The following is a 25,989-nucleotide window of genomic DNA, read 5'->3' as shown; positions in this document are numbered from 1 at the left end:
TTCCGGACCACGGCCGCGGGCCGTGTCGTGAGATCTACCAGCGTACCAACGGGTGTGGAGCGCTCGCCCGCCGAGGCGGCTGGCGTGTCAGGACTGAAACGTGTTCTAATTCTGGCATGGGCCCGGACTTCGCTTTGGACGAGGCACAGGACGCGATCGTCCGTCTGGCCGGCGAGGTGCTGGACGACGACGCCGCAACCCCGGACCGCCTCGGGAAGGCGCTCGGTCAGGCGGGCCTGCTGACCCTGGCCGTCCCGGCGCCGCTCGGCGGTGCCGGGCTCGGTGCCGTGGAGACCGCCCTGGTGATCGCCGAGGTCGCCCGCCGCGCCGTCGCCGTCCCCGCACTGTCCACACTCGGTCTCGGCGTCCTGCCGGTGACCCGGTGGGCGACCCCGGATCAGCAACGCGACCTGCTGACCGGGGTGGGGGACGGCCGCGTCCTGACGGCGGCCCTGGCCGAGCCGGGCGATCCGCTGCCGGGAGCACCGCGCACCACGGCCACCATCGACTGGCAGGTCACCGGCACCAAGACCGGCGTGAGCGACGCCGAGCAGGCTCACCGCATCCTGGTGCCGGTCAGCCGGGACACCGGCGGCCTCGCGATCGCGGTGGTCGACCCGGCCGCACCCGGTGTCACGCTGCGGCGAACCGCCACGTCGGCCGGGACCCCGGAATTCACCGTACGGATGGACGCGGTGGCCGCCGAGCCGCTCGGTTCCGCCGCAGACGGGCGGTGCGTCGCGGACCTGTACCGGTGCGCCGTCGCCACCGCCTGCGCGGCCGGGGACGGTGCCCTGGCCGGGACACTGCGGTTGACCGCCGGCCACGTGCGCGACCGCCACCAGTTCGGCCGCCCGCTCGCCACGTTCCAGGCGGTCGCCCAGCAGATCGCCGACGTCTACGTCACCTCGCGCACGCTGCACCTGGCCGTGCTGGCCGCGTGCTGGGGCATCGACGCCGGCCCCGGCCCGGACGATCCGCGGACCGGCGACGACGTGTGGGTCGCCGCGTACTGGCTGACCGGCGAGGCCCTCCCGGCCCTGCGCTCCTGCCACCACCTGCACGGCGGCCTCGGGCTCGCGGCGGACTACCCGCTGCACCGCCACGGCGCCCTGCTGCGCGACCTGGCCCGCCGGCTCGGCGGCGCCGAGCATTGCCTGCAACGGCTGGGAGGGCGCGTTGTTCATCGACCTGACTGAGGAGCAGCATGCGCTGCGCGGGCGGCTCCGCGCGTACCTTGAAGGTCTCCTCTCGCCGGAGCAACGCCGTACGCTGCGCCTTGAACGGCACGGACCGGTCCACCGGGAGGTCGTCGCCCGGCTGGGCCGCGACGGCTGGCTCGGCCTGGGTTTCCCCACCCGCTACGGCGGCGGCGGGTACGGCCCGGTGGAGCAGCAGATCCTGGTGAACGAGGCGGCCCGCGCCGACGTCCCGCTGCCCGCCGTCACCCTGCAGACCGTCGCTCCGACGCTGCTGGCGTTCGGGACCGCCGCGCAGAAGGACTTCTTCCTGCCCCACATCCTCGCGGGCGAACTCCACTTCGCGATCGGCTACACCGAGCCGGAGGCGGGCACCGACCTCGCCGCGCTGCGGACCCGGGCGGTGCGCGACGGTGACGAGTACGTGGTCAACGGCCAGAAGACCTTCACCACGGGAGCGCACGACGCCGACTACCTGTGGCTCGCCTGCCGCACCGACCCGGAGGCGCCGCGGCACCGGGGGCTCTCCGTCCTCATCGTCGACACCCGTGACCCCGGGTACGCCTGGACCCCGATCATCACCTGCGACGGCGCGCATCACGTGAACGCGGTCTACCTGAGCGACGTACGCGTCCCGGCCTCGATGCGGGTCGGCCCGGAGCACGGCGGCTGGCGGTTGCTGACGACCCAGCTCAACCACGAGCGGGTCATGCTGGGCCCAGCCGGGCGGACGGGTGCCCTCTACGCGCGGGTGCAGGCGTGGGCCCGGGCGAACCCGGCCGTGTGCGAGCAGCCCGATGTGCGCCGGTCGCTGGCCCGTGCGTACGCGTGCCTGCGCGTCAACGAGCTGCTCAACTGGCAGGTCGCCGGTGCCGAACCGGCCGGGGCCGCGGACGCCTCGGCCACGAAGGTCTTCTCCTCGGAAACGGTGCTGCGGATCGGCCAGGAGCTCGAGGACCTCGTCGGCCGCCACGGCGACCCGGACGATCCCGCGACCGCCGAGCTGATGTCCTGGCTGGACCTGCAGGCCAAACGCAACCTGGTGCTGACCTTCGGCGGCGGGGTCAACGAGATCCAGCGGGAACTGATCGCGTCGGCGGGCCTCGGGCTGCCCCGGGTGCCGAGATAGGTGAGGTGGGCTGGGTATGGACGAGGCGATCAGGGCCGCCGCACGCCGCATCACCGAGGCGGGCGAGTCGGCGCCGCGGCCGGCCCGGGACCCGGTGAACAGGCCGGCGATCCGGGGCTGGCTCGAGGCGATGGGCGACACGAACCCGGTCTACGAGCGCGACGGGCTCGCCCCGCCCGCGATGGTGCAGGTGTGGACGATGCCCGGGCTGCGGCCGGCCCGCTCGGCGGACGACCCGCTGGGCGCGATGTCGGCGGTGCTCGACGAGGCCGGCTTCACCTCGGTGGTGGCGACCAACTGCGAGCATACGTACGACCGCTACCTGCGCGAGGGCGAGGTCTTGACCGTCCGCAGCCGCCTCACGGACGTGACCGGCCCGAAGCGCACCGCGCTCGGGGAGGGCTGGTTCGTCACCACCGAGAGCACCTGGTTCGTGGCCGGCGAGCCGGTGGCGAGCATGCGGTTCCGGGTGCTGAAGTTCCGGCCCGGCGACCCGCCGCCCGCCGCGGACCCGGACGTCCCGCTGCGACCGGTGATCAGCCCCGACACCGCGTTCTTCTGGGCCGGCACCGCGGCCGGTGAGCTCAGGGTGCAGCGCTGCGGCGAGTGTGGCGTCCTGCGCCATCCGCCCGGGCCCGCCTGCCCGCAGTGCGGTGCCACCAAGCCCGAGTACGCGATCGCGTCGGGCACCGGCCGTGTCCACAGTTTCGTGGTGCACCGCCACCCGCCGTTGCCGGGCCGGCGGTCGCCCGTGGTGGTGGCCCTGGTGGAGCTGGCGGAGGGCGTACGGATGGTCGGCGAGCTGCGCGGGGCGGACCCGGACGAGGTCCGCATCGGTGCTCCGGTGCAGGTGGAGTTCGTCCGCCTCGACGACGAGGTGACGCTCCCCGCGTGGCGCCTCGACGGGCCGGCGGAGGTCCCGATGGCGCCGTGGGAGCTCACGGTGACCCCGACCGTCGTGATCAGCACGGCCCTGGCCACCCGCGACTTCCAGGACGTCCATCACGACCGGGACGCGGCCGTGCGGCGCGGCGGCCGCGACATCTTCCTCAACATCCTGACCACCGCCGGCCTGGTGCAGCGCTACGTCACCGACCGGGCCGGGCCGGACACCGTCCTGCGCGGCATGGCGATCCGGCTCGGGACGCCCTGCCATGCCTACGACACCCTCACGTTCACCGGACGGGCCCGCGACGCCGTGGACGGCGAGCGGGTGGTCACCGTGAGCGGGCGTACGGCCACCGGCGAGCACGTCGCCGCGACGGTCCGGGTGGCGTCGTGATCGCCCGGACCGCCGCCATCGCCGGGATCGGCGCCACCGAGTTCTCCAAGGACTCCGGCCGCAGCGAGCTGCGGCTGGCCGTCGAGGCGGTCCGCGCGGCCCTCGACGACGCCGGCCTGCGCCCCGCCGACGTGCAGGGCATGGCGACGTTCACGATGGACGGCAACGCCGAGGTGGCCGTCGCCCGCGAGCTCGGCGTCGGGGAGCTGACGTTCCTCGGCCGGATCGCGTACGGCGGGGGAGCGGCCTGCGCGGTCGTGCAGCAGGCGGTGCTCGCCGTGGCGGCCGGCCTCGCCGAGGTCGTGGTCTGCTACCGGGCGCTGAACGAACGCTCCGGCCGCCGGTTCGGCCGCGCCCAGGTGCAGGCGGGCACCTCCTCGGCGGACGTCGACGCGGGCTGGCACTACCCGATGGGCCTCGCCACCCCGGCGGCCATGGTGGCCATGGTGGCCCGGCGCTACCTGCACGACCACGGCGCCACCACGGAGGACTTCGGCCGGGTCGCGGTGGCGGCCCGCCGGCACGCCGCGACCAACCCGCACGCCTGGTTCCACGGCCGCCCGATCACCCTGGAGGACCACCGGGCCTCGCGGTGGATCGCCGACCCGCTGCGGCTGCTGGACTGCTGCCAGGAGAGCGACGGCGCGGTCGCGCTGGTCGTCACCTCCGCGCGGCGTGCACGCGACCTGCGGCAGCCGCCCGCGGTGGTGTGCGCGGCGGCCCAGGGCAGCGGTCCCGATCAGTACGTGATGACGAGCTACTACCGCGACGAGCTGGCCGCGCTGCCGGAGATGGGCGTGGTGGCCCGGCAACTATGGCGCCAGTCCGGGTACGCGCCGCCGGACGTGCGTACGGCCGTGCTGTACGACCACTTCACCCCGTACGTGCTCATGCAGCTGGAGGAGCTGGGTTTCTGCGGCCGGGGGGAGGCCCGGCACCTGGTCGCCGACGGCGGCATCGAGCTGGGCGGGCGGCTGCCCGTCAACCCGCACGGGGGACAGCTGGGTGAGGCGTACATCCACGGCATGAACGGCATCGCCGAGGCGGTCCGCCAGGTGCGCGGCACCGCGGTCAACCAGGTCCCGGGGGACGGTCCGGTCCTGGTCACCGCCGGCACCGGGGTGCCCACCAGCGGTCTGATCCTCGCCGGCTAACTGTCCGGGGCGGTCAGCAGCCGGACCACCTGGTCGACGTAGTGCCGGCGGTCCGCCTCGGTCTGCGGCAGGGTGCCCGGCGCGACGTGGGCGACCTGGGCGTGGCCCAGGTATGCGGTGACCGCCAGGAGGCCGCGGCGCCGGGCCTGATCGGGCGGCCAGCCGAGCGCGGTGAACAGCCCGGCGGTGTACGCCACCCGGCGTTCGGTGACCCGGGCCAGCACCGGGGCGACGTGCGGATGGCCGGCGGTGGCGAGCATGGCCAGCTCGATGTTGCCGTCCGGCTGCTGGGTCGTCGACCCCAGGACGGCCCCGATCAGCAGGCGCAGCCGGGCGAGCGGATCCGGCTCGGCGTCGACGAACGCGATCACCGCCTCGGTGTGCTCGCGCTCCCACCGCAGCACGGCCGCCTCGATCAACGCGTTCCGGTCGGCGAAATGCCAGTAGAAGCTGCCCTTGGTCGCGCCGAGCCGGGCGGCCAGCGGCTCGACCGCGACGGCCGCGAGCCCGCCACCGGCCATCGCCTCCAGCGCTGCGGCGGTCCAGTCGTCGGCGGTCAGCCGCCGCTGCTTGACAGGTCGCTCCGGCATGACTGTACGGTAGCGTACGGAAAACATACGCAGCCGTATGGAGGCGACGATGGCTGTCCCGGTGCAGAACGTCCACGAACGCGCGTTGCCGGTTCCCGCCGCGGAGGTGGGCCGCTTACTCGACCGGATCGGCGCGGCGGACGACCCGCTCTGGCCCTCCCCGGCCTGGGTGCCGATGCGATTCGACCGGCCGCTCGGCGTCGGCGCCGACGGCGGTCACGGCCCCGTGCGGTACCACGTCACCGACTACCGGCCGGGCCGGCGGGTGGAGTTCACCTTCCACCCGCGGACCGGCCTGCACGGCACGCACACCCTCGAGGTCGAGGACGACGGTCCGCAGGCCTGCCTGCTGCGACACCGGCTGACGGCCCGCCCGTCCGGCGCCATGCGGCTGCTCTGGCCGGCTTTGGTCAAGGTCTGCCACAACACCGTTATCGAACACGCCTTCGACAACGCCGAGCGTGCCGTCACCGGCACCGTCGCCCGGCCCGTCCGCTATCCGTGGCGGTCCCGGATCGCCGTGAGCCTCGAGAGCAGCCGGGTCCGTGCCGTACCCATTCCGGCCGCCGCCACCCTGCTCCACAGCTCCGTCGCCCGGCCCGACCTGGCCGACGCGTTCGCCCTGCGCGTGCCTCCCGGCACCACCACCGATCCGCAGGCCTGGGCGGACGCCGTTTTCCGCAACCCGCCCCGGCCGGTGGTCGCGCTGCTGCAGCTGCGCAACCGGCTGGTCGGCCTGCTCGGCATCGCCCGCGGGGATGAATCCGCCTTCGACACCATCTCCCGTACCGACCGCGAGGTGCTGCTGGGAGTCGACGCCGGCCATCTCGACTTCCGGGCGAGTGTGCTGGTGAAACCGGACGACGACGGCACGACCGTCACGGTGTCCACCCTGGCCGCGACGCGGTCCCGTGCCGGCCGGCTCTACCTCGCCGTGGTACGGCTGGTGCACCCGCTCGTGGTCCGGGCGATGCTGCGCCATGCCGGCCGGACGACCGTCGCCCCCTGGCGCGCGGCCCGCGCCGGCAGTTAGGCCGCGAGGTCGAGTGCGGTGGTCGTAGCGATCACGCACCACCTGATTCGCCAGGCCAGAGGGCCGGTTATCGTTCGGCCCGGTACGCCGCCCACCGGCCGGTCCAGTCGGCGAGGTCGCGAATCCACTTGTCGGTGCTTCCGTGAGCCTTGGCCGACCACTTCGAGGCGCTTCGCGACGCGAGATCGTCGATGGCTTCCGGATCGGTCGTGCCCCAGGCCGGAAACTGGGTCAGCCACTTGTCGGCCTGCTCGGGAGTGTGGCCGCTACCAATCAACCATTGAGCTAGTAGTGCGAGTTCGAGCCACGGTGCCGCCTTGGTCGCGTATGCCCAGTCGACGACTCGCAGGCCGGACGAGGTCACGATGAGGTTGGCGGGGTTGAGGTCGGTGTGGACGAGCATCTGACCCTCCGCCACAGGATGCGAGAACCCGAGCCGCGTCGCCGGAGTGAACCAGGTAGACCCCAGCGCGGGCGTACGACTGAGGTCATCCACGACGGCCGCGAGCAGATCGAGATGCCGGCTGCCGGGAGACAAGTCGGCGTGAGGGCCATCGAGCTGCTCGAAACCGACCACAAGCCAGCCGTCGGTCTCGAAGTGCCACTCGACTGCTGGTGAGTAAGACCGGTCGACAGCCTCACTCACCAGCAGTTCGTAACGCAGCGACCGGACGCCCAGATCTGAGGAAGCCGCCTTGACAAAGACCTTCGTGTGCGGCCCACCGACAGTCGCGGCGATCTCCGCGTGGTCGCCGGTCGAGGACGGAGTTATGCGGGTTCCGCCGACGCGTTCCGCGATCTTTGTGGTGACGGTTGCGGGCAGAGCGGTCCAGTCAGTGCGCATCGGACACCTTATCGGCTAGCCCCGACCGGGCTGGGGCGGGTTCGGCGGACAGCAGGACTCCGCCGCGCCATCCCAGAACTCCAGGTCGACGTAGTAGCCGGTGGCGTCGAGTGCCTTGCGGGTGTAGTCCATGGAAGTACCGTTCGCCATCCCCTCGGTCAGGACCGGCACGTGATGGACGAAGCCGCCCGCGATCTGCTGGCACGCGGCGAGGTAAGGCTCGGTGTGCTGAAGGGACACGTGCCAGGCGACGTCGACCGGCTTGGTCGGAACGACGCGGAACGACCGACCGTCGGGCAGGCGCCTGCCGAAATCGAGATCGTTCTGCGAGTCAGCGTGCGCCCGTAACATGAGCAGCATCTGCCCGATCGCCCGCTCGGCGTAGATCTGCGTCACTTCCTGCACCGCGGCGAAGTGGCGGGCGAGCTTGTCGAACACCTCCCCGGAGACGAGGGTTCTCGGGTCATCTGCAATCCTGGCCGACTGTTCTGCGAGAGTGGTCATGACTCCTCCTTCAACCCGTGCGTGTGGGCGCGGACTTGGTTCCGCGCCGCTTGGTCGGTCTAGTGGCGCGGCGCGGCCGATCGAACGGTGGGAGGACCGCGTGCCTGACGTGCGTGGCGCCTTGTCATGGCGCGCCACCCGCTCACGCAATCCTCATGGTGTTATCCCAGCCCTTCTCGAGCCGGGTCTCTGAGAACGGGCCGAACTCGCGATCCGGCGGCGACGTACCGACAAGCTGGAGCATGGAGACGAGAAGTCCGGGAGTGGGCGGCGTCGGCATCAGTGACCGCCTCCAAGGCCGGCTCGCTCAGCCTGAGCCGGCGTGAGCGTGCCCGCGCGACCGACCTGGGCGAGGGCGACTGTTGGCTCGTACAGCGCCGGGTGCGACAGCCGGGAGTGCCGGTCGCCGTCGGGAATCGGGTCTCCGCCGGAGAAATCGTAGACACCGTCGGGACATGGCCAGCGGTGCCCGCAAGAGCATCTCGAGCGGCGGGGGAAGGGGCGTCGGCGATGTGTCATAGAAGTAGCGTGTCGGTCTCACTCCGCCGTCGGTAGATATGGCGCGCTGCCATCAGGCAAGCTTGCTCTCTGGCAACACTGGCAACGCGTGGGGAGGGGCCATGGAGACGTTTGGCGACGCGGCCCGGCGCCTACGCGGTGCCCGCAGCGTCCGCGAAGCCGCACGCCTCGCGCACATGGACCCCGGGCACCTCTCGCGGATCGAAAGTGGCAAGCGTCCTCCGACGATCACGGTCGCCCAAGCCCTCGACGACGCCTACGCCGCAGGCGGCGAGCTGGCCGCCCTCGTCGCCGGGTCCCGCAACGTGCTCTGGAAACTCGACGGTCGAATCTGGCGCCCAAACGACTCCGAAAGCCTCGCCGCAACCGTCGTCGGCCAGCGCGTCACCGCGGCGAACGCCGTCGTGCTGGCCCACCAGTGGCTGATTTCCGAACCGCCCCAGGTCAGTGCGACGAGGGCTGGCCGGCGCATCGGCTTTGCCCAGGTCGCCGAGGTCGAAGCCCGCGTCCACCAGCTACGCCGCCTTGACGACTACGTCGGAGGCCAGGACACACACGCGATGGTCGTGGGTGAACTCGCAGCGACGACGGCGCTCCTCCGCGACGCGGCGTATACCGAGGACGTCGGGAGACGTCTCCTGGTCGCGGTCGGTGAGCTGGCCCAGGTCGCCGGATGGGTCACGAGCGACGCTGGACGCTACGACGAGGCCGAGCGGTACTACCTTGCCGGTATGCGCGCGGCGCACGCAGGCGGGGACCTCGCTGGCGCGGCGAACAACCTCTCGTCACTGGCCTATCAAATCGCGAACGTCGGCGACCCACGAATCGCGGTCACGCTGGCTAGGTCTGCGCTCGCTGGGGCGAAGGGAGCGGCTACGGCCACGACAACGGCCCTGCTCGCGGAGCGCGTCGCTTGGGCGGAGGCCCGCGTCGGGGAGGTGGGCGGTGCCGAGCGCGCCCTGGGGGCCGTACAGGAGGCATACACCCATCGGCGCCCGGAGGAGGACCCGATTTGGGTCTACTGGCTCGACGAGGACGAGATCGAAATCATGGAGGGCCGGGTCTGGACGCAACTTCGGCGCCCCCTCCGGGCGGTGCCCATCTTGGAGCGGGCAACGGCCGGGTATGGCGAAGAGACGAGCCGAGAGACAGCCCTCTATCTCACCTGGCTTGCCGAATCGTTACTCCAGGCAAACGAGGTCGAGCGGGCGGCGAGCGCGACGACGGAGGCGGTACGGCTGGGCCGGACGGCGAGCTCCGTACGGGTCGACGAACGCATCGGCGCGTTGCGGGCGAAGCTGGCGAAGTACCAGGGAACGCCGGAGGTTGACGCCTTTGAGGACGAGGTGGCGGGGCTGCCCCTATGCGACGACCGGTAACGAAGTTCCGTCACCAGCTAATCCTTCGCCTCGCCGGCCGGCAGCACTGTGATGTTCTGCGGCTTCACGTCGCGGTGCGCGAGTCCGACCCCGTCCTTGAGCAGGTACGGCCGGCCATGCAAGGCAACGTCGCGGCGGTCACCCGGCTGCGCCCGACGCGCGACGCGACAACACGCGAACCGGTCCGCGCCGCGGAGTCGAAGAATCCACATTTGACCCGTCGGCCAGTCACGCGCCGATGCGGAAGACATACGTCCTAGCCCGCGAGGTCGAGGGCGGCCAGGTATCCGAAGGTCATCGCCGGTCCCAGGGTGGCGCCGGCCCCGGCGTAGCTGCGGCCCATCACCGAGGCGGTGGCGTTGCCGGCCGCGTACAGGCCCGGAACAGGTGTCCCGTCCTCGCGCAGGACCCGGGCCCGGTCGTCGGTGCGCAGCCCGCCCTTGGTGCCCAGGTCCCCGGGTACGACCCGGAAGGCGTAGAAGGGCGGCTTGCGTACCGGCCCGAGGCAGGGATTCGGCCGGTTCCGCGGGTCGCCGTAGTAGCGGTCGTAGGCGGAGTCGCCCCGGCCGAAGTCGTCGTCCCGGCCGGAGGCGGCGAACCCGTTGAACCGGTGCACCGTCTCGGACAGTGCGCCGGCCGGGACGCCGATCCGCCCGGCCAGCTCGTCCCGGGTGCCCGCCCGATGTGCCACACCGGCGGTGAACCAGCGCCGGGGCAGCGGCGAGCGCGGGCCGTGCCCGGCGAACAGGTAGCGGTCCCGGTACGTCTGATCGGTGACCAGCCAGGCCGGCATGTGCCCGGGCGCGGCGAGCATGGCGTGCACGGCGTCCACATAGGGCGCGGACTCGTTGACGAACCGGCGGCCCGTGGCGTCCACGAGGAGGCTGCACGGCAGGTTCCGCTCGGCGAGGCAGAAGTACGGCCCCCCGGTGAGCGGCAGCGACGGCCCCCACCACGCCTCGTCCATCAGGTCGAGCGCGGCGCCCAGCCGCCGGCCCGCCTCGATGCCGTCGCCGGTGTTGCCCGGCGCGCCCGTCGTCCATGCGGCACCGACCGGCTGGTGCTGCCGGCGCATGACCTCGTTCTGCTCGAATCCGCCGCTGGCGATGAGCACGCCCCGGTGGGCCCGGACGTGCTCCTGTCCGGCATGGATCCCGGTGACCCGCTCTCCCTCGCGAACGAGCTGCGTCATGGGCGTGCCGAGCCGGACCGGAACGCCGGCCGCGCGCAGCCCGGCGCGCAGCCCCGCGGCCAGCGCCTGGCCCATGGTGAGCCGGCGCCGGTGCCGGATCCGGGCGCTCAGGCCACCGGCGGCGAGCCGGGCCGCCGTCAGGATCGAGCGTGGGTGCCGGGTGCCGAGCGACAGCCACCGGTAGTCGGCCGCCGTCACCGTGATGCCGGCCGGCGCCGCGCGGTACGGCGGGGCGAGGGTGTCCAGGTCGGACCCGAGCACGCGGGTGTCCAGCGGCCGCGGTTCGATGGTGCGGCCGCCGGGCAGCCCGCCCGGTGCCTCGGGGTAGTAGTCGGCATAGCCCGGCACCCAGGCGAACTCGAGCGGCGTGCGCTCCCGGACGAGCTCCAGCATCGCGGGTCCGTGTGCCAGGAACGCTTCGCGGCGCGACTCGGCCACCTCCGGCCCGGCGACGTGGGCGAGGTATTTCCGGGCGGCCTCGGCGTCGTCCATGACCCCGGCCTGCCGCAGCACCGCGTTGCCGGGCAGCCACAGCGCGCCGCCGGAGCGCGCGGCGGAGCCGCCGAACACGTCCGCCTTCTCCACGACGACCACGCTCAGCCCGCGGTGCGCCGCGGTGAGCGCCGCCGCCATTCCCGCCGCGCCGCAGCCGACCACGACGACATCGAATTCCGCCACTAGAACAGGTTATAGTTTTGCGCATGGGGATGCCATCCGCGGCGTGGCACGAGACCGCCGACGTCGTGATCGTGGGGTTCGGTGCCGCCGGGGCGTGCGCCGCCATCGAGGCCGCCGAGGCGGGCGCGCGCGTCCTGGTCCTGGACCGCTTCACCGGGGGCGGTGCGACGGCGATCTCCGGCGGCGTCGTCTACGCCGGCGGCGGCACCCGCCAGCAGGCGCAGGCCGGCGTCACGGACACCCCGGAGGCGATGGCCGCCTACCTGCGCGAGGAGGTGGCCGACGCCGTCTCCCCGGCCACTCTGCGCCGGTTCTGCGTGGAGAGTCCCGCCATGCTGGCCTGGCTGGAGGAGCACGGCGTACCGTTCGACGCCCGCCTCTGCCCGCACAAGACCTCCTATCCGACGGATCGCTACTTCCTCTACTACTCCGGCAGCGAGCTCTCCTTCCCCCGGCCCGCACCGCGCGGTCACCGTACGCACGCCCCCGGCGCCTCGGGCCGGGTGCTCTTCGCCCGCCTCGCCGCCGCGGCGCGTACCGCCGGCGCGGAGATCCGTGCCCAGACCCGCGCTCACCGGCTGGTCACCGCCGCGGACGGCCGGGTGACCGGAGTCGAGTGCCACAGCCTGCGCGACGCACCGGCCTGGGCCCGGCACGCCCACCGGGTCCTGCACCGCTGGTCGGTCAAGCCCGGCCTCTACGTGCCCGTGCTCGGCCGAGCCCTGCACCGGCCGGTCTCCTGGCTGGAACGCCGGTACGCCCGGCCGCTGCGGATCGCAGCCTCGCACGGCGTCGTCCTCGCCGCCGGCGGATTCGTGTTCGACCGGCAGATGTTCCGCGAGCACGCCCCGGCATACCGGGGCGGCCTGCGGCTCGGTACGCCCGGCGACGACGGCTCCGGCATCCGGCTGGGCACCGCGGCGGGTGCCGCCACGGGCCATCTGGACCGGGTCAGCATCTGGCGCTTCCTCACGCCCCCGTCCGCGCTCGTCGGCGGCCTGCTGGTCGACCGCGACGGCCGGCGCGTCTGCGACGAGTCGCGCTACGGTGCCGCGATCGGCGACGCCGTGCTGCACTGCCCGGACCGTCGCGCGTGGCTGCTGGTCGATGCGCCGTTGCTCGCCGAGGCTCGTCGCCAGCTGCGCGGGCAGGCGTCGTGGTTCCAATGGCTGCAGGCCCGCTGGCTGTTCGGAGTGGACCGGGTCGCGGCGTCCTCGCTCGAGCGGGTGGCACGCAAGGCCGGGATCGACCCGGCGGGGCTGGCCGCCACCGTGGCGGCGTATCAGGCCGGCGGGCCGGATCCCGCCGGTAAGACCGCGGATCTGGTCCGGGCGCTGGTGCGGCCGCCGTACTCGTTGATCGACGTCTCGATCCGCCCGCGGCTCGCCGTGCCGGCGCCCATGCTCACCCTTGGGGGCCTGCGGGTCGACGAGGGCACCGGGCGGGTGCTGCGGCCCGACGGCAGCGGCGTGGCGGGGTTGTTCGCGGCCGGCCGTACCGCGGTCGGCGTCTGTTCGCACAGCTACGTCAGCGGGCTGTCGCTGGCCGACTGCGTCTTCTCCGGACGGCGGGCCGGCCGGAGCGCGCCGGCCGAGGACCGTGGAGGGGTGCATGCTCACCGAGACTGAGCTGCGGGTGCTGGCCGACCGGCTGCACGCCGCCGAGCGGGACCGGGCGCCGATACCGCCGCTGGTGTCCGAGCATCCGGACCTGACGGCGGCGGAGGCGTACGCGATCCAGCTGCTCAACGTGCGCCGCCGCGGCGAGGCCGTGGTCGGGCACAAGGTCGGCCTGTCGTCGGCGGCGATGCAGGCCATGATGGGCGTCGACGAGCCGGACTACGGTCACCTGCTGGCCGGCATGCGGCTGTCCGAGACGCAGCCGGCGCCGGCGTCGCGCTACTGCTACCCGCGCGTGGAGATCGAGGTCGCGTTCCTGCTCGGGGCCGACCTGCCCGGCCGGGACTGCACCGAGGCGGACGTGCTGGCCGCCACCGAGGCGTTCGCCCCGTCCATCGAGCTGATCGACAGCCGCATCGCGGACTGGAAGATCAGCCTCGCCGACACCGTCGCCGACAACGCGTCCTCGGCCGGCTTCGTGATCGGCGCGGCCCGGGTGGCGCCGGATGCCGTGGACCCGCGCACCATCGACGCCGTTCTCTATCGCGGTGACGAGGAGGTGGCGCGGGGACGGTCGGACGCCGTGCTCGGCAATCCCGTGACCGCGGTGGCCTGGCTGGCGCGTACGGTCGCGGCTTTCGGGGTCCGGCTGCGCGCGGGCCACCTCGTGCTGCCCGGAGCCTGCGCCCGCGCCGTCGACGTCCACCCCGGCGACCGGTTCCGGGCGGTGTTCACGGGCCTCGGCGAGGTCGGCGTGACCTTCGAGGAGGAGTCGCATGGCTGAGCTCACGGCCGCGATCGTCGGGTCCGGCAACATCGGCACCGATCTGCTGTACAAACTCCGGCGCTCGCCGCTGGTCGAGCCGCGCTGGATGGCCGGCATCGACCCGGACAGTCCGGGCCTGCGCCGCGCCGCCGAGCTCGGGCTGGCCACGAGCACGGCCGGCACGGACTGGCTGCTCGCCCAGGACCCGCTCCCCGACCTGGTCTTCGAGGCCACGTCGGCGGCCGTGCACCGGGCCAACGCCTCGCGCTACGCCCGCGCCGGCATCCGTGCGATCGACCTCACCCCGGCGGCCGTCGGCCCACCGGTGGTGCCGGAGGTCAACCTGCGGGAACACCTGGACGCGCCGAATCTGAACCTGATCACCTGCGGCGGGCAGGCCACCATCCCGATGGTGTACGCGGTCTCCCGCGTCACCCCGGTGAGCTACGCCGAGATCGTCGCGACGGTCGCCTCCCGGTCGGCCGGACCGGGCACCCGGGCCAACATCGACGAGTTCACCCGTACGACCGCACGGGCGCTGGAGGTGGTCGGCGGGGCGGCCCGCGGCAAGGCCATCGTGGTCCTCAATCCCGCCGAGCCGCCGCTGATCATGCGGGACACCGTGTTCTGCGCGATCGGCCCCGAGGCCGACCCCGGCGCCGTCACCGCCTCGATCGTGGCGATGGTGGCCGCCGTGGCCCGCTACGTGCCCGGCTACCGCCTGCTCGGCGAGCCGCAGTTCGACCCGCCGTCCCCGGCGACCGGCGGGCGTACCCGGGTCGGGATCCTCCTCGAGATCACCGGCGCCGGTGACCACCTGCCCCGCTATGCCGGCAACCTCGACATCATGACCGCCGCCGCGACCCGGGTGGGCGAGGAGCTCGCCCGGGCCGCCGTACCCGCCTAGGAGATCGGATGCCGGACCCGGACGTACGGATCACCGACTCGACGCTGCGCGACGGCTCGCACGCCAAGCGCCACCAGTTCACCGCCGCCGAGGTCGCCTCGGTGGTCGCCGCGCTGGACGCGGCCGGCGTACCGGTGATCGAGGTGGCGCACGGCGACGGGCTGGGCGGCTCGTCGTTCACCTACGGCCTGAGCCGGACGCCGGAGCAGGAACTGATCGAGGTCGCGGTGCGGACCGCGACGCGGGCCAGGATCGCGTTCCTGATGCTGCCGGGCGTCGGGGTGGCCGACGACATCCGGGTGGCGGCCGGCAACGGTGCGAGCGTGTGCCGGATCGCCACGCACTGCACCGAGGCCGACATCGCCGTGCAGCACTTCGGGCTGGCCCGTGAGCGCGGGCTGGAGACCGTCGGCTTCCTCATGATGGCTCACTCGCAAACGCCGGAGGTGCTGGCGGGACAGGCCCGCATCATGGCCGACGCGGGGTGCCAGTGCGTGTACGTGGTGGACTCGGCGGGAGCGCTCGTTCTGGACCAGGTCGCCGACCGGGTCGCCGCACTGGTGGCGGAGCTGGGCGACGACGCGCAGGTGGGATTCCACGGCCACGAGAACCTCGGCCTCGGCGTGGCCAACTCGGTGCTGGCCGTGCGGGCCGGTGCCGTGCAGATCGACGGCAGCACCCGGCGCTTCGGCGCGGGGGCCGGCAACACCCCGGTGGAGGCGTTCGTCGGTGTCTGCGACAAGCTCGGCATCCGTACGGGCATCGACTTCTTCGCCATCGTGGACGCGGCCGAGGACGTGGTGCGCCCGGTCATGCCCCAGGAGTGCCTGCTGGACCGCCTCGCCCTGACGATGGGCTACGCCGGGGTGTATTCCAGCTTCCTCGCCCACGCCTCCACGCTGTCGCAGCGCTACGGGGTCTCCGGCGCGGCGATCCTGGTGCGGGCCGGGGAACGGGGGCTGGTCGGCGGTCAGGAGGACCAGCTCATCGACATCGCGATGCGGCTCAGGAATAGGTGACCGCGACCGTGCCGCTGCGGGCCACCGCCTGGCAGGCGAGGATGTAGCCGTCGGCGAAGTCCTCCTCCTCCAGCACCTCGTTGTGCACGAGCTCGACCTCGCCCGCGAGCAGCCGGCAGGCGCAGGCGCCGCAGTTGCCCTGCCGGCAGGAGAACGGCGGGTTGAGCCCCGCCGAGATGATCAAGTCGAGCAGGCGGGTGCCGGCGGGCCACGGCAGCCGGTGGGTCTGCCCGTCCAGCGTCACCTCGGCGGTGGCGTCCTGGGTGGCGGGCAGGGCGGATTCGAAACGCTCCACCCGGATCCGGTCCTCGGGCACGCCCGCCCGGCCCAGGGCCTCCCGGGCCACGACGACGAACGGTTCCGGGCCGCACACGAAGGCCTCCCTTTCCGCGTACGGGCTGAGCAGCGGTGCCAGATCCGCCCCGCGGGGAGCGCCGCGCTCGTCGTCCAGCCAGTGCGTCACGGTGAGCCGCTCGGGGTGCCGGTCACCCAGCGCCGCCAGCTCCGCGCCGAAGATGACCGAGGCGGCGTCGCGGTTGGCGTAGACGAGGGCGAGCCGCCCGCGCCCGTGGGCGAGCACGGACTTGATGATCGCCATCACCGGCGTGATACCGCTGCCGCCGGCGAGCAGCAGCAGGTCGTCGTCGAGGGAGGACGGGGTGAACGTCCCGGCCGGCGGTGCGAGGTCGAGCTCGGCGCCGGCCCGGACGTGGTCGCAGATCCAGTTCGACGCCTGCCCGTCGCGGACCCGCTTCACCGTGATCTTCAGGTCCGCGTCGGTGTGCGGTGAGCTGGAGAGCGAGTAGCAGCGCGCGACCGTGCCCCCGCCGCCGGGGACCCGCACGGTCAGGTACTGCCCCGGGAGGTAGCCGAACGCCGCGGCCAGCGCGGGGGGCACCGACAGGACCAGCGAGTGCGCGTCCGCCGTCTCCGTGATCACCTCGGCGACCCGCAGCCGGTGGAACATCAGCTCACCTCCAGCCGGCCCTCACGGACCGCGCGGTCGATGCTGTCGCGCAGGTCGGGGCAGGTGGGCACCAGTGCGGCCGGGCGCCCGGCCGCGTGCGCGGCGGCGAGTGCGGTGCACTCACGGGCGGCCCGTACGGTCCACTGGACGCTGGTCTGCTGGAGGCTGCGCTTGCCGGCGCGGACCAGGGCGCCGCAGCGGTCACAGCTCAGCTCGGCGAGACCGTCCTCCAGGTACGCCCGGCGCTCGGCGAGCGTATCGGAGGTCACGGCGCCGCCGCTCCGGCCTGGCGCCGCAGGTTCTCGGCCACCTCGGCCTCCCAGGTCTGCACCGCCCGGGTGGTGTCGACCTCGAACTCGTACCGGGCCACCATGTCCTCCGAGACGTCCTCCACGTCCACGTAGAACTGTTCGTACCACCGGCGGAGCTGGTAGACCGGGCCGTCCTCGACGCACAGCAGCGGATTGTCGATCCGGCTCTTGTGCTGCCAGATCTCCACGTCCTGCCGGAAGCCGACGCCGATGCTGCGGGCGAACTTGGCCGCCGCCTTCTGTGCCTGCTCGGTGCTGAGGCCCGGCAGTCGCTTGACGATGAGGCCCCACTGGAGCACGAACGAGTCGGCGGTGACCGGATAGTGGCAGTTGATCAGCACGGCCTCGACATCGACGCCTTGGTAGTCGAGGTACAGATTGTCGATCATGTACGAGGGCCCGTAGTAGGCGGCCTCGGACCGCAACCCGCCCCCGCCGGACTGGCTGGCGCCGATGGGCACGTCCGGGCGCGGCCGGGTGGTGAGGTACTGGGCGGCCACGTGACCCTCCAGCACGTTCTTGAAGAACGTGGGGAAGGCGAAGTGGATGTAGAAGAAGTGCGCCATGTCGACGACGTTGTCGATGACCTCGCGGCAGTTCGCGCCGTCGATGCGGATCGAGTCCCACGTCCACGAGCTCCACTCGTCGGAAAAAGCGCCCGCCACGCGCGGGATCACGATCTCCGGCGGGGGAGGGGCGCCCTGCGGGTCGTTCCAGACGAACAGCTGGCGGTTCTCCTCGAGGGTGAGCCACGAGCGGGTGCGCGCGCGCATCGGCACGCGGTGCGCGTACGGGACCGACTCGCAGCGGCCGTCGCCGCGCCAGCGCCAGTCGTGGAACGGGCAGGCGATCGTGTCGCCCTTGATGGTGCCCATGGTGAGGTCGCCGCCCATGTGGCGGCAGTATCCGTCGAGCACGTGCAGCGCGCCGCCGGAGTCGGCGAACACGACCAGCTTCGTGCCGAACGCCTCGATGGCGTGCGGCCGGCCGTCCCGGAAGGGGTCCGCCAGCCCGAGGCAGTGCCAGCCGCGGGCGAAACGCGTCGGCAGCGCGCCGGCGTCGATCGTTCGTGCTCCGTCGCCGTTGCGCATGAGCCGCTCCCTGTGATGGTGGCCGCAGAGGTAGAACGTGTTCTAGTATAGGGACCGTCCAGTTCGTCGGCCAACCCGCTGGAGGGATCCCATGGAGGCAAGCGCCGGCGCGACGGTGCTGACCGCGGTGCGGGAGTTGGTGCCCGCCCTTCGCGAGCGCGCCCAGGAGACGGAGGACCGCCGGGCGCTGCCCGCCGAGACCGTCAAAGCGCTCGCCGAGACCGGCTTCTTCCGGCTGCTGCAGCCGGCCCGGTTCGGCGGGTACGAAGCGGACCCGGTCACCTTCCTGCGCGGGGTGCGCGAGCTGGCCGGCGCGTGCGGCTCGACCGGCTGGGTCGCCTCGGTGATCGGGGTGCACAACTGGCAGCTCGCGCTCTTCCCGGACCAGGCGCAGCAGGAGGTCTGGGGCGAGGATCCGGGCACCCGGATGTCCTCGTCGTACGCGCCGACCGGCACGATCCGCGCGGTCGACGGCGGCTACCGGGTGAACGGCCGGTGGAGCTTCTCCTCCGGCTGCGACCATGCCGGCTGGGTGCTGCTCGGCGGCATCATCCCGCCCGGCGGCGACGGCGCACCGGCCGACTTCCGGACGTTCCTGCTGCCCGCCGCGGACTACACCATCGAGGACGTCTGGCACACCGTCGGGCTGCGCGGCACCGGCAGCAACGACATCGTGGTGTCCGACGCGTTCGTCCCGGAACACCGGACCCTCAGCTTCAACGACACCGCCCGCTGCCTCTGCCCCGGGCAGGAGGTGAACACCGCGCCGCTCTACCGGATCCCGTACGCATCGATCTTCTCCTACGCCATCACCACACCGATCATCGGCATGGCGACCGGGGCGTACGACGCGCACGTCAGCTACCTGCGAGAGCGGGTGCGTGCTTCCTACGTGGGAGTGCGAGCGGCCGAGGACCCGTACTCGCAGGTGCGGGTCGCTAATGCGGCGGCCGACCTGGACGCGGCCTGGCTGGCCCTCGAGGCCGACCTGCGCGAGCTGATGGAGCTGGCCACGGCCGGTGCGAAGCTGCCCATGCGGTTGCGGCTGCGCACCCGGCGCGACCAGGTCCGCGGGACCGAGCTCGCGATCGGTGCGGTGGACCGGCTGTTCGAGAATTCCGGCGGCCGGGCGCTGGCCACCGGCACGCCCATCCAGCGGTTCTGGCGCGATGCGCACGCCGGCCGGGTGCATGCGATCAACGACCCGGAGCGGGCGCTGTCGCTGTTCGGCCGCGGCGAGTTCGGCCTGCCGATCACGGACGCGATGGTGTGAGGCCGCGATGACCACCAGCCTCATCGACTTCGCCGGCACCAGCTCGCACGCCGCCGGGCTGCACCTTCATCGCGCCGGGTCCGGGCGCCCGGTGGTGCTCCTGCACGGCGGTGGGCCCGGTGCCTCCGCGTGGAGCAACTTCGGGCGTACGCTGCCCGCCTTCGCGGAGCGCTTCGACACGCTCGCCGTCGACCAGCCCGGGTACGGCGGATCCGCGGCCGTACCGATCGGCGGCCAGTACTTCACCGCCGCCGCCGACGCGCTGCTCGCGGTGCTCGACGAGCTCCGCCTCGACCGGGTCGACCTCGTCGGCAACTCGCTGGGCGGCGGCACGGCGGTCCGGTTCGCCCTGCGCCATCCGCGCCGGGCCGGGCGGCTGCTGCTCATGGGCCCGGGTGGGCTGAGCCTCAACGTCTTCTCGCCCGACCCGACCGAGGGCGTGAAGCGGCTCTCGGCGTTCGGTGCGGCCCCGAGCCGGGAGAGGCTGGCCGCGTTCCTGCGTACCCTCGTCTTCGACCCGAAGCTCATCACCGACGAGCTGATCGACGAGCGGTTCCGCGCGGCCACCGATCCGGCCGCGATGAGCGCGATGCGCGCGATGGGTGCCTCGTTCACCGATCCCGAGCGCTACGAGGAGGGCCTGCTCTGGCGGGACGCCCACCGGCTGCGCCACGAGGTGCTGCTGGTGTGGGGCCGCGAGGACCGGGTCAATCCGCTGGACGGGGCGCTCGTGGCGCTCAAGCTCATCCGCCGCGCCCGGCTGCACGTCTTCGGCGGCTGCGGGCATTGGGCGCACCTGGAGAAGTTCGACGAGTTCAACCGCCTGGCGTTCGACTTCCTGGAAGGTGACCGGCCGTGAGTCTCGTGCGATCCCTGGGATATCTCCGCGTCGAGGCCACCGACGTGGCCGCCTGGCGGGAGTTCGGTGTCGGGGTGCTCGGCATGGTGGAGGGGCGCGGCCCCGACCCGGACAGCGTCTACCTGCGCATGGACGACCTCGCCGCGCGCATCGTGGTGGTGCCCGGCGACCGGGACCGGCTGACCGCCTCCGGCTGGGAGGTCGCCGACCCGGCCGCCCTGGCCCGGCTCACCGCGACCCTGGAGGAGGCGGGCGCCGCGGTCAAGCCGGCCGGCGCCGAGGAGCTGGCCGACCGCCGCGTGGCGCAGATGGTCAGCGCCGACGACCCGTTCGGCAACCGCCTCGAGTTCTTCTGCGGTGCCGCACTGGACAGCCGGCCCGCGCTGAGCCGCTACGGCACCAGGTTCGTCACCGGGGAGCAGGGCATGGGCCACGTGGTGCTGCCGGCCGGCGACGACGCGGCGGCCCTGCACTTCTACACCGAGGTGCTCGGCTTCCGGCTGCGCGACTCCATGCGGCTCATCCCCGAGACGGTCGGCCTGCCGCCCTCCGACCGGCCGTTGTGGATGCGGTTCCTCGGCTGCGGCCCGCGCCACCACAGCGTCGCGCTCGCCCCGATGCCGGCACCCAGCGGCCTCGTGCACCTGATGGTCGAGACCGAGACCATCGACGACGTGGGGCTGGCGATGGACCGCTGCGCCAAGCGGAGGGCGCCGCTGATCTCGACGCTCGGCCGGCACGCCAACGACCGGATGATCTCGTTCTACGTCCGCACCCCGAGCGGCTTCGACATCGAGTACGGCACCGGCGGCACCACCGTGGACGAGCGCACGTGGGTGGCGCGCCAGACCACGGCGCACAGCGTCTGGGGTCACCGTTTCGCGCCGGGCGCGCAGTGACCGCCTCTCCGGACTCTCTCGCCGCCGTCGAGGCCCGGCTCTTCCGCCGGGTCTTCGGCCACTTCTGCACGGGCGTCGTGGTGGTCACCACGATCGACGACGACGGGCCGGCCGGGTTCTCCTGCCAGGCGTTCGTGCCGCTGTCGCTCGATCCGCCGCTGGTGCTGTTCTGCCCGCAGGCCGGCTCGGAGACCTGGCGGCGGATCCGTGGCGCCGGCCTCTTCGCGATCAACGTCCTGGCCGTGGAGCATCGCGACCTCTCCCGCGTCTTCGGCACCCGGGGCGGCGACAAGTTCGCCGGTGTCCGCTGGACGCCGTCCCCGGCCGGCGCGCCGCTCCTGACCGGCGCGCTGACCTGGGCGGAATGCCGGGTGGAGGCGGTGCACCCAGGAGGCGACCACGCCATCGTGGTGGGCCGGGTGACGGCCCTGGGGGAGTGCCGCGACGGCGCGCCGCTGCTGTTCTACCTGGGGCGCTACACGGGCACGGCCGCGGTGTCGCCGTACGAGTCACCCGAGGTGGCCGACACCCTGCTCGCCTGGCCCCGCCACACCGACTGGATCTGAGGGTCCTTGCCGGATCGGCAAGTTAGTTTGTCAACGTCGCCGGCGTTGCGGATGCTGGGGCCATGAGCGGAGCGGTGAGGCTACGGCCGGAACCACAACGGCGGACGAGCGCCGATCCGCGGAGCGGAGACCAGCAATGAGTGAACACGGCCATCACGGCACCGAGGACGACGCGGCCCGCATGTTCGAGCCGGAAGGCTGGGACGAGCGGTATTCCGGCGAGGAGAAGGTCTGGAGCGGCAACCCCAATCCGCAGCTGGTCGCCGAGGCGGCCCGGCTGACCCCGGGCACGGCGCTGGACGTCGGCTGCGGCGAGGGCGGTGACGTGATCTGGCTGGCCGCCCACGGCTGGCGGGTGACCGGCGCCGACTTCTCCGCCAACGGCCTGGACCGCGCCGCACGGCACGCCGAGGAGGCCGGGGTCGCCGACCGCACCGACTGGTGGCGGATCGACGCGCGGGACTTCGCGGCGGACGGCCGGTCGTACGACCTGGTCACCACCCACTTCCTGCACCCGCCGGCCGGCGGCATGCCGGAGGTGGCCCGCCGCCTGGCCGGCGCGGTGGCGCCCGGCGGCCACCTGCTGGTCGTCGGCCACGCGCCCTGCGAGGCGTTCGCCCACCACTCGGAGAGCAAGCTCAAGGCGATGTTCGTCGCCAAGGACCTGGTGCCCGCCCTGCCGGACGACTTCGAGGCCGTCGTGGTCGAGCAGCGGCCGCGTACGGTCACCCGCAACGGCGTGACGATGGACATCGAGGATTCGACGCTGCTGGCGCGCCGCAGGCCCTAGGCGCGAGCCGTCCGGCGGCGCAGCGGTGAGCTGGGCTTCGAGACGGCCAGCGGGTCCCAGTCCGGGCCGATCGGCGTGAGCTTCGCGGGATCGGCGATGACGGCACCGGCCTTCACCTCGGCGCTGAGCGGGCGGCGGAGGATCGCTCCCGCCGCGCCGAGGCCGCTGCTGACGGCGCCGACGATGCCGTTGCCCCAGGTGGTGCTGGCCCCGGTGAGCCACAGCCCGGGGATCTCGGTACGCGGGCCCGGCCGGCGGGGTCCGATCTGGTCGGCGGCCATCTCGATGCCGTAGCAGGAACCCAGGCTCGACAGCGTGAACCGCTCGTGGGTGACCGGGCTGGACGCCTCCTGCCAGACGATGTGCCGGCGCAGCTCGGGGAGCACGGTCGTGGCCCGGTCGATCAGCCGCTCGGCGAGAGCCTCCTTGAGCGCGAGGTATTCCGGGTCCCGGCTGTAGCCGTCACCGCCGGGCCAGAACGTTCCCTGCGGCACGAGGCACATGACCTCGAGCGTGCTGTGCCCCGGCGGGGCGGCGTGCGGGTTGCCCGGATCCTTAGTGCTGGCCGACGTCAGGAAGATGGGCATCTCGTCGGGGATCCGGCCCTCGTATGCGGCCTGGTACGCGCCCTCCACGTCGGCGTCCGGGTAGCACCAGTACGTGCTGTTGGGCAGCCGGTCGGCGAGGTCGATGTCGAGTCCGAGGTAGACGCTGAACAGGGGCAGTGCCATCCGGTAGCGCTCCACGCGGGCGACGGTGGCCGGTGACAGGTGCTCACGGCCGACGAGGTCGAGGTACGTCCGCTTGAGGTCGGCCCCGGACACCACGATCGGCGCGTGGATCGTCTCGCCGCCCTCGAGTTCCACTCCGGTCGCGGCGCCGTTCTCGATCAGGATGCGGGTGACCCGGGCCTTGGTGCGTACGCGTCCGCCGTGGGTCTGGATGACGTCGATCAAGTGGGCGGGCACGACCTGGCCGCCGCCGCGCGGGTACCAGGCGCCGCCGGTGAGGTAGTGATCGAGGAAGCCGCCGTGCAGGGCGACCGAGGTTCGCGACGGAGGCGCCCCGTAGTCGCCGGACTCGCCGACGAGCACCGCCCGGGCGAGCGGGCTGAGCCGGCACGCGGCGAACAGCCAGGTCAGCGGCAACTGCCCGACACTGGCGAGGGTCGGTGCCTTGCGGGCGAACCGCAGCAGGCTGGGGAGGCTGCGCTTGGGCAGCTCGGCGGTGCGCAGCTCGGCGCCGATCCGTCGCAGGATTCCGACGCAGAGCCGCAGGCCGCGCTCCTGGCCGGGGAAGGCCTCGATCAGCCGGGCCAGGTAGGTGTCCCAGTCGCTCGGCACCCGGAACGTCAGCCCGGGGAAGACCAGCGTGGAGTGCCCGTCGGGATCGAGCCGGCGGAACTCGACCCGGCCCTCCAGGCCGAGGCCGCGCAGCGCCGCTGTCATCCGGCCGCCGGAGTGGCACTCGCCGATGTAGTGCATGCCGACGTCGAACTCGTACTTGTTGCCCTTGCGCCGGAAGACCTGGCTGCAGCCGCCGGCCACCTGGTTCTGCTCGAGCACCAGGGTGCGCTTCCCGGCGGCGGTCAGGTAGGCGGCGCAGGTCAGGCCGCCGAGCCCGGAGCCGATGACGATCGCGTCCCAGTCGGTCATGTGGCACCTCCGCCGGCCACCATAGCACCAGATATAGCAACTGATATAGCGCTAGGATCCGGTGGTGACCGAACGTCGTGCCAACCCGGAGGTACGGGTCCGCCTGCTGGAAGGCGCCGCCCGCCTGCTCGCCGAGGAAGGCCCCTCCGCCCTCACCCTGCGCCGGGTCGCCACCGAGGCGGACACCTCCACCATGGCGGTGTACACGCACTTCGGCTCCATGGCCGACCTCGCCGACGCGGTGGTCGACGAGGGCTTCCGCCGGCTGGGCGCCCTGCTCGCCGGCGTGCCGCGCACCGGGGACGCGATCACCGATCTGGCCGGGCTCGGCCTCGCCTACCTGGTCAACGCGCGGCAGAACCCGCACCTGTACGCCGTCATGTTCGGCAGCGCCTCGCTGGGGGCGTACCGGCCGCAGACCGCCGACGAGCGCCGGCGCGGCCGGTACACCTTCGACGAGATCGTGGACGCCGCGCGGCGGGCCGTGGACCAGGGACGGCTGCGGCCTGCCGAGCCCTCGGCCGTCGCCGGCCAGCTGTGGACCGCGATGCACGGGTACGTGATGCTCGAGGTCGCCGGCTATTTCGGCGCCGACGGCGTCGAGCAGGTGCTGACGCCGATGTTCGTGAGCCTGCTCAGCGGCCTCGGCGCGGACCGGGACGCCGCACTCGCGTCGATGCGGACGCTCGCGCCGGTCGAGGCCCGCTCCCGCTGACCGCCGGCAGGAGCGAGTCGGCCAGGCGGGCGACGTGGCGGCCGGGAGCCCCGAAGAGCTGCGCCGAGGCCCACGCGCGGCGCAGGTAGAGGTGGGCGTCGTGCTCCCACGTGATGGCGATGCCGCCGTGCATCTGCACCATCTCGGCGGCGATCGCCTCCAGCGCCTCCGAGCAGGTCACCTTGGCCACCGCGGCGAGCGCCGGGGCGTCGGCCGTGCCGGACACCAGGGCCTCGGCCGCGGCGGTGGATGCCGACCGTGCCGCTTCGAGCCGTACGTGGCCCTCGGCCAGCCGGTGCTGCAGGGCCTGGAACGTGCCGATCGCCCGGCCGAACTGCTCCCGCACCTGCACGTAGGCGACGGTGGCCGCCAGGGCCTGCGACGCCGCACCCACCTGTTCGGCACTGAGCGCCACGCACGCCAGGTCGCGCAGGCCCGCCAGCGCGAGTCCGTCGCCCAGGCGGCGGGCGGGCGCGTCGGCGAGCCGCAGGGCCCCGAGCCGGCGGGTCGGATCCAGCGGGGTGGGCGCGTGGCGGGTGACTCCCGGAGCCTTCGGGTCCACCTCGTACAGCGTGCCGTGCGCGGGGACGAGCAGCGTGTCCGCGGATGCCAGGTCGAGGACGCTCGCCACCTCGCCGGTGAGCCGGCCGGCCGCCGTCGCAGTGCACGGGAGGTCGTCGGGATTCCCGTTCCACGCGAGCGTGACGAGGCGTTCGCCGGCGCAGATGCCGGGCAGCAGCCGCGCGCAGGCCTCCGCGTCGCCCGCGCGCAGCAACGCCTGGGTGGCGAGGACGCCGCAGCCGAGCATCGGCCCGGGGGTCAGGGTTCGGCCGAGCTCCTCGAGCACCACCAGCGACTCGCGCAGGGTGGCGCCCGCGCCGCCGTACGCCTCGGGCACGGCCAGGCCGGCGACGCCGATCTCCTTGCACATGCGCGCCCACAGCGCGGGGTCCCAGCCGGCCGGCGTGTCGATCACCGCCCGCGTCGAGGATCCGGAGAGCAGGTCGCGCAGTGCGTCGCGCAGCGCCCGGCGTTCCGCGGTCAGGTCC

25 protein-coding genes and 1 pseudogene are annotated in these 25,989 nt (G+C 73.1%); 17 read left to right on the top strand and 9 right to left on the bottom strand.

The window, feature by feature from the left end; genetic code table 11:
- The first annotated feature begins 116 nt into the window (after window positions 1–116).
- The 5 genes and pseudogenes from ACIBO8_RS21535 (at window position 117) to ACIBO8_RS21515 (ending at window position 4,764) form a co-directional block, all read left to right on the top strand.
- Complete coding sequence (locus tag ACIBO8_RS21535; protein WP_396117050.1) at window positions 117–1,199, top strand: acyl-CoA dehydrogenase family protein; 1,083 nt, start codon at window positions 117–119, stop codon at window positions 1,197–1,199.
- The gene (locus ACIBO8_RS21530; RefSeq protein WP_396117049.1) at window positions 1,180–2,328 is read left to right on the top strand and encodes an acyl-CoA dehydrogenase family protein; all 1,149 of its coding nucleotides are present in this window, start codon (window positions 1,180–1,182) and stop codon (window positions 2,326–2,328) included. Before ACIBO8_RS21535 ends, ACIBO8_RS21530 begins: the two co-directional genes overlap by 20 nt.
- 16 nt (window positions 2,329–2,344) lie before the next feature.
- A pseudogene (locus tag ACIBO8_RS21525) lies at window positions 2,345–3,229 on the top strand (bifunctional MaoC family dehydratase N-terminal/OB-fold nucleic acid binding domain-containing protein); the annotation flags it as partial.
- A 21-nt stretch (window positions 3,230–3,250) separates the two neighbouring features.
- The gene (locus tag ACIBO8_RS21520; protein WP_396117112.1) at window positions 3,251–3,610 is read left to right on the top strand and encodes an acyl dehydratase; all 360 of its coding nucleotides are present in this window, start codon (window positions 3,251–3,253) and stop codon (window positions 3,608–3,610) included.
- Window positions 3,607–4,764: a lipid-transfer protein gene (locus tag ACIBO8_RS21515; protein WP_396117048.1), complete on the top strand. Its 1,158-nt coding sequence runs from the start codon at window positions 3,607–3,609 to the stop codon at window positions 4,762–4,764. The genes ACIBO8_RS21520 and ACIBO8_RS21515 overlap by 4 nt, the downstream gene beginning before the upstream one ends.
- Here ACIBO8_RS21515 and ACIBO8_RS21510 read toward each other — a convergent pair.
- Complete coding sequence (locus ACIBO8_RS21510) at window positions 4,761–5,354, bottom strand: TetR/AcrR family transcriptional regulator (protein ID WP_396117047.1); 594 nt, start codon at window positions 5,352–5,354, stop codon at window positions 4,761–4,763. The genes ACIBO8_RS21515 and ACIBO8_RS21510 overlap by 4 nt on opposite strands.
- A 49-nt stretch (window positions 5,355–5,403) precedes the next feature.
- On the opposite strand from ACIBO8_RS21510, the gene ACIBO8_RS21505 reads away from it, so the two are divergent.
- Complete coding sequence (locus ACIBO8_RS21505) at window positions 5,404–6,387, top strand: DUF2867 domain-containing protein (RefSeq protein WP_396117046.1); 984 nt, start codon at window positions 5,404–5,406, stop codon at window positions 6,385–6,387.
- Between the two features lie 67 nt (window positions 6,388–6,454).
- Here the strand turns inward: ACIBO8_RS21505 and ACIBO8_RS21500 are convergent, their stop codons facing one another.
- Both ACIBO8_RS21500 and ACIBO8_RS21495 read right to left on the bottom strand, forming a co-directional pair.
- Complete coding sequence (locus ACIBO8_RS21500; protein ID WP_396117045.1) at window positions 6,455–7,231, bottom strand: phosphotransferase; 777 nt, start codon at window positions 7,229–7,231, stop codon at window positions 6,455–6,457.
- A 15-nt stretch (window positions 7,232–7,246) separates the two neighbouring features.
- Window positions 7,247–7,735, bottom strand: coding sequence for a hypothetical protein (locus ACIBO8_RS21495; protein ID WP_396117044.1), 489 nt, complete (start codon window positions 7,733–7,735; stop codon window positions 7,247–7,249).
- A gap of 620 nt (window positions 7,736–8,355) precedes the next feature.
- On the opposite strand from ACIBO8_RS21495, the gene ACIBO8_RS21490 reads away from it, so the two are divergent.
- The gene (locus ACIBO8_RS21490; RefSeq protein WP_396117043.1) at window positions 8,356–9,633 is read left to right on the top strand and encodes a helix-turn-helix domain-containing protein; all 1,278 of its coding nucleotides are present in this window, start codon (window positions 8,356–8,358) and stop codon (window positions 9,631–9,633) included.
- A 256-nt stretch (window positions 9,634–9,889) separates the two neighbouring features.
- On the opposite strand, the gene kstD is transcribed toward ACIBO8_RS21490, so the two are convergent.
- A complete protein-coding gene (gene kstD, locus ACIBO8_RS21485) occupies window positions 9,890–11,503 on the bottom strand; it encodes a 3-oxosteroid 1-dehydrogenase (RefSeq protein ID WP_396117042.1) in 1,614 nt (537 codons plus the stop codon).
- 29 nt (window positions 11,504–11,532) lie between these two features.
- On the opposite strand from kstD, the gene ACIBO8_RS21480 reads away from it, so the two are divergent.
- The 4 genes from ACIBO8_RS21480 to dmpG are packed head-to-tail and all read left to right on the top strand — an operon-like array spanning window position 11,533 to window position 15,814.
- A complete protein-coding gene (locus ACIBO8_RS21480) occupies window positions 11,533–13,131 on the top strand; it encodes an FAD-binding protein (protein WP_396117111.1) in 1,599 nt (532 codons plus the stop codon).
- Window positions 13,115–13,906, top strand: a complete 792-nt coding sequence (locus ACIBO8_RS21475; RefSeq protein ID WP_396117041.1) for a 2-keto-4-pentenoate hydratase — start codon at window positions 13,115–13,117, stop codon at window positions 13,904–13,906. The genes ACIBO8_RS21480 and ACIBO8_RS21475 overlap by 17 nt, the downstream gene beginning before the upstream one ends.
- Window positions 13,899–14,795, top strand: coding sequence for an acetaldehyde dehydrogenase (acetylating) (locus tag ACIBO8_RS21470; protein WP_396117039.1), 897 nt, complete (start codon window positions 13,899–13,901; stop codon window positions 14,793–14,795). Before ACIBO8_RS21475 ends, ACIBO8_RS21470 begins: the two co-directional genes overlap by 8 nt.
- A gap of 8 nt (window positions 14,796–14,803) precedes the next feature.
- A complete protein-coding gene (gene dmpG / locus ACIBO8_RS21465) occupies window positions 14,804–15,814 on the top strand; it encodes a 4-hydroxy-2-oxovalerate aldolase (RefSeq protein ID WP_396117038.1) in 1,011 nt (336 codons plus the stop codon).
- Here the strand turns inward: dmpG and ACIBO8_RS21460 are convergent.
- Genes ACIBO8_RS21460 through ACIBO8_RS21450 form a run of 3 tightly spaced genes read right to left on the bottom strand, consistent with a single transcriptional unit; the run spans window position 15,801 to window position 18,183 of the window.
- Window positions 15,801–16,781, bottom strand: a complete 981-nt coding sequence (locus ACIBO8_RS21460; protein WP_396117037.1) for a 2Fe-2S iron-sulfur cluster-binding protein — start codon at window positions 16,779–16,781, stop codon at window positions 15,801–15,803. The two genes, dmpG and ACIBO8_RS21460, sit on opposite strands and share 14 nt — an antisense overlap.
- Window positions 16,781–17,050 (bottom strand): hypothetical protein, encoded by a 270-nt coding sequence (locus ACIBO8_RS21455; RefSeq protein WP_396117036.1) that lies wholly within the window; start codon window positions 17,048–17,050, stop codon window positions 16,781–16,783. Before ACIBO8_RS21455 ends, ACIBO8_RS21460 begins: the two co-directional genes overlap by 1 nt.
- Entirely contained in the window at window positions 17,047–18,183 is a 1,137-nt protein-coding gene (locus tag ACIBO8_RS21450; RefSeq protein ID WP_396117035.1) for a Rieske 2Fe-2S domain-containing protein, read from the bottom strand. Before ACIBO8_RS21450 ends, ACIBO8_RS21455 begins: the two co-directional genes overlap by 4 nt.
- Window positions 18,184–18,274: 91 nt before the next feature.
- Here ACIBO8_RS21450 and hsaA point away from each other — a divergent pair, with 91 nt between their 5' ends.
- From hsaA to ACIBO8_RS21425, 5 genes are all read left to right on the top strand, one after another.
- Window positions 18,275–19,456 (top strand): 3-hydroxy-9,10-secoandrosta-1,3,5(10)-triene-9,17-dione monooxygenase oxygenase subunit, encoded by a 1,182-nt coding sequence (gene hsaA / locus ACIBO8_RS21445; protein ID WP_396117034.1) that lies wholly within the window; start codon window positions 18,275–18,277, stop codon window positions 19,454–19,456.
- A 7-nt stretch (window positions 19,457–19,463) separates the two neighbouring features.
- Entirely contained in the window at window positions 19,464–20,315 is an 852-nt protein-coding gene (hsaD, locus tag ACIBO8_RS21440) for a 4,5:9,10-diseco-3-hydroxy-5,9,17-trioxoandrosta-1(10),2-diene-4-oate hydrolase (protein WP_396117033.1), read from the top strand.
- The gene (gene hsaC / locus ACIBO8_RS21435; protein ID WP_396117032.1) at window positions 20,312–21,214 is read left to right on the top strand and encodes an iron-dependent extradiol dioxygenase HsaC; all 903 of its coding nucleotides are present in this window, start codon (window positions 20,312–20,314) and stop codon (window positions 21,212–21,214) included. Before hsaD ends, hsaC begins: the two co-directional genes overlap by 4 nt.
- Window positions 21,211–21,780, top strand: a complete 570-nt coding sequence (gene hsaB / locus ACIBO8_RS21430; RefSeq protein ID WP_396117031.1) for a 3-hydroxy-9,10-secoandrosta-1,3,5(10)-triene-9,17-dione monooxygenase reductase subunit — start codon at window positions 21,211–21,213, stop codon at window positions 21,778–21,780. Before hsaC ends, hsaB begins: the two co-directional genes overlap by 4 nt.
- Window positions 21,781–21,916: 136 nt before the next feature.
- Window positions 21,917–22,570 (top strand): SAM-dependent methyltransferase, encoded by a 654-nt coding sequence (locus tag ACIBO8_RS21425; protein WP_396117030.1) that lies wholly within the window; start codon window positions 21,917–21,919, stop codon window positions 22,568–22,570.
- Here ACIBO8_RS21425 and ACIBO8_RS21420 read toward each other — a convergent pair.
- Entirely contained in the window at window positions 22,567–24,225 is a 1,659-nt protein-coding gene (locus tag ACIBO8_RS21420; RefSeq protein WP_396117029.1) for a phytoene desaturase family protein, read from the bottom strand. The genes ACIBO8_RS21425 and ACIBO8_RS21420 overlap by 4 nt on opposite strands.
- A gap of 64 nt (window positions 24,226–24,289) precedes the next feature.
- Between ACIBO8_RS21420 and ACIBO8_RS21415 the strand changes: the two genes are divergently transcribed.
- Complete coding sequence (locus ACIBO8_RS21415; RefSeq protein ID WP_396117028.1) at window positions 24,290–24,940, top strand: TetR/AcrR family transcriptional regulator; 651 nt, start codon at window positions 24,290–24,292, stop codon at window positions 24,938–24,940.
- Here ACIBO8_RS21415 and ACIBO8_RS21410 read toward each other — a convergent pair.
- Window positions 24,861–25,985: an acyl-CoA dehydrogenase family protein gene (locus tag ACIBO8_RS21410; RefSeq protein WP_396117110.1), complete on the bottom strand. Its 1,125-nt coding sequence runs from the start codon at window positions 25,983–25,985 to the stop codon at window positions 24,861–24,863. The genes ACIBO8_RS21415 and ACIBO8_RS21410 overlap by 80 nt on opposite strands.
- Window positions 25,986–25,989: the final 4 nt, after the last annotated feature.

It is taken from the genome of Actinoplanes sp. NPDC049681 (genome assembly GCF_044465265.1).
In the GTDB taxonomy this organism is placed as follows: domain Bacteria; phylum Actinomycetota; class Actinomycetes; order Mycobacteriales; family Micromonosporaceae; genus Actinoplanes.
This window is presented reverse-complemented; position numbering and strand designations above follow the sequence as displayed.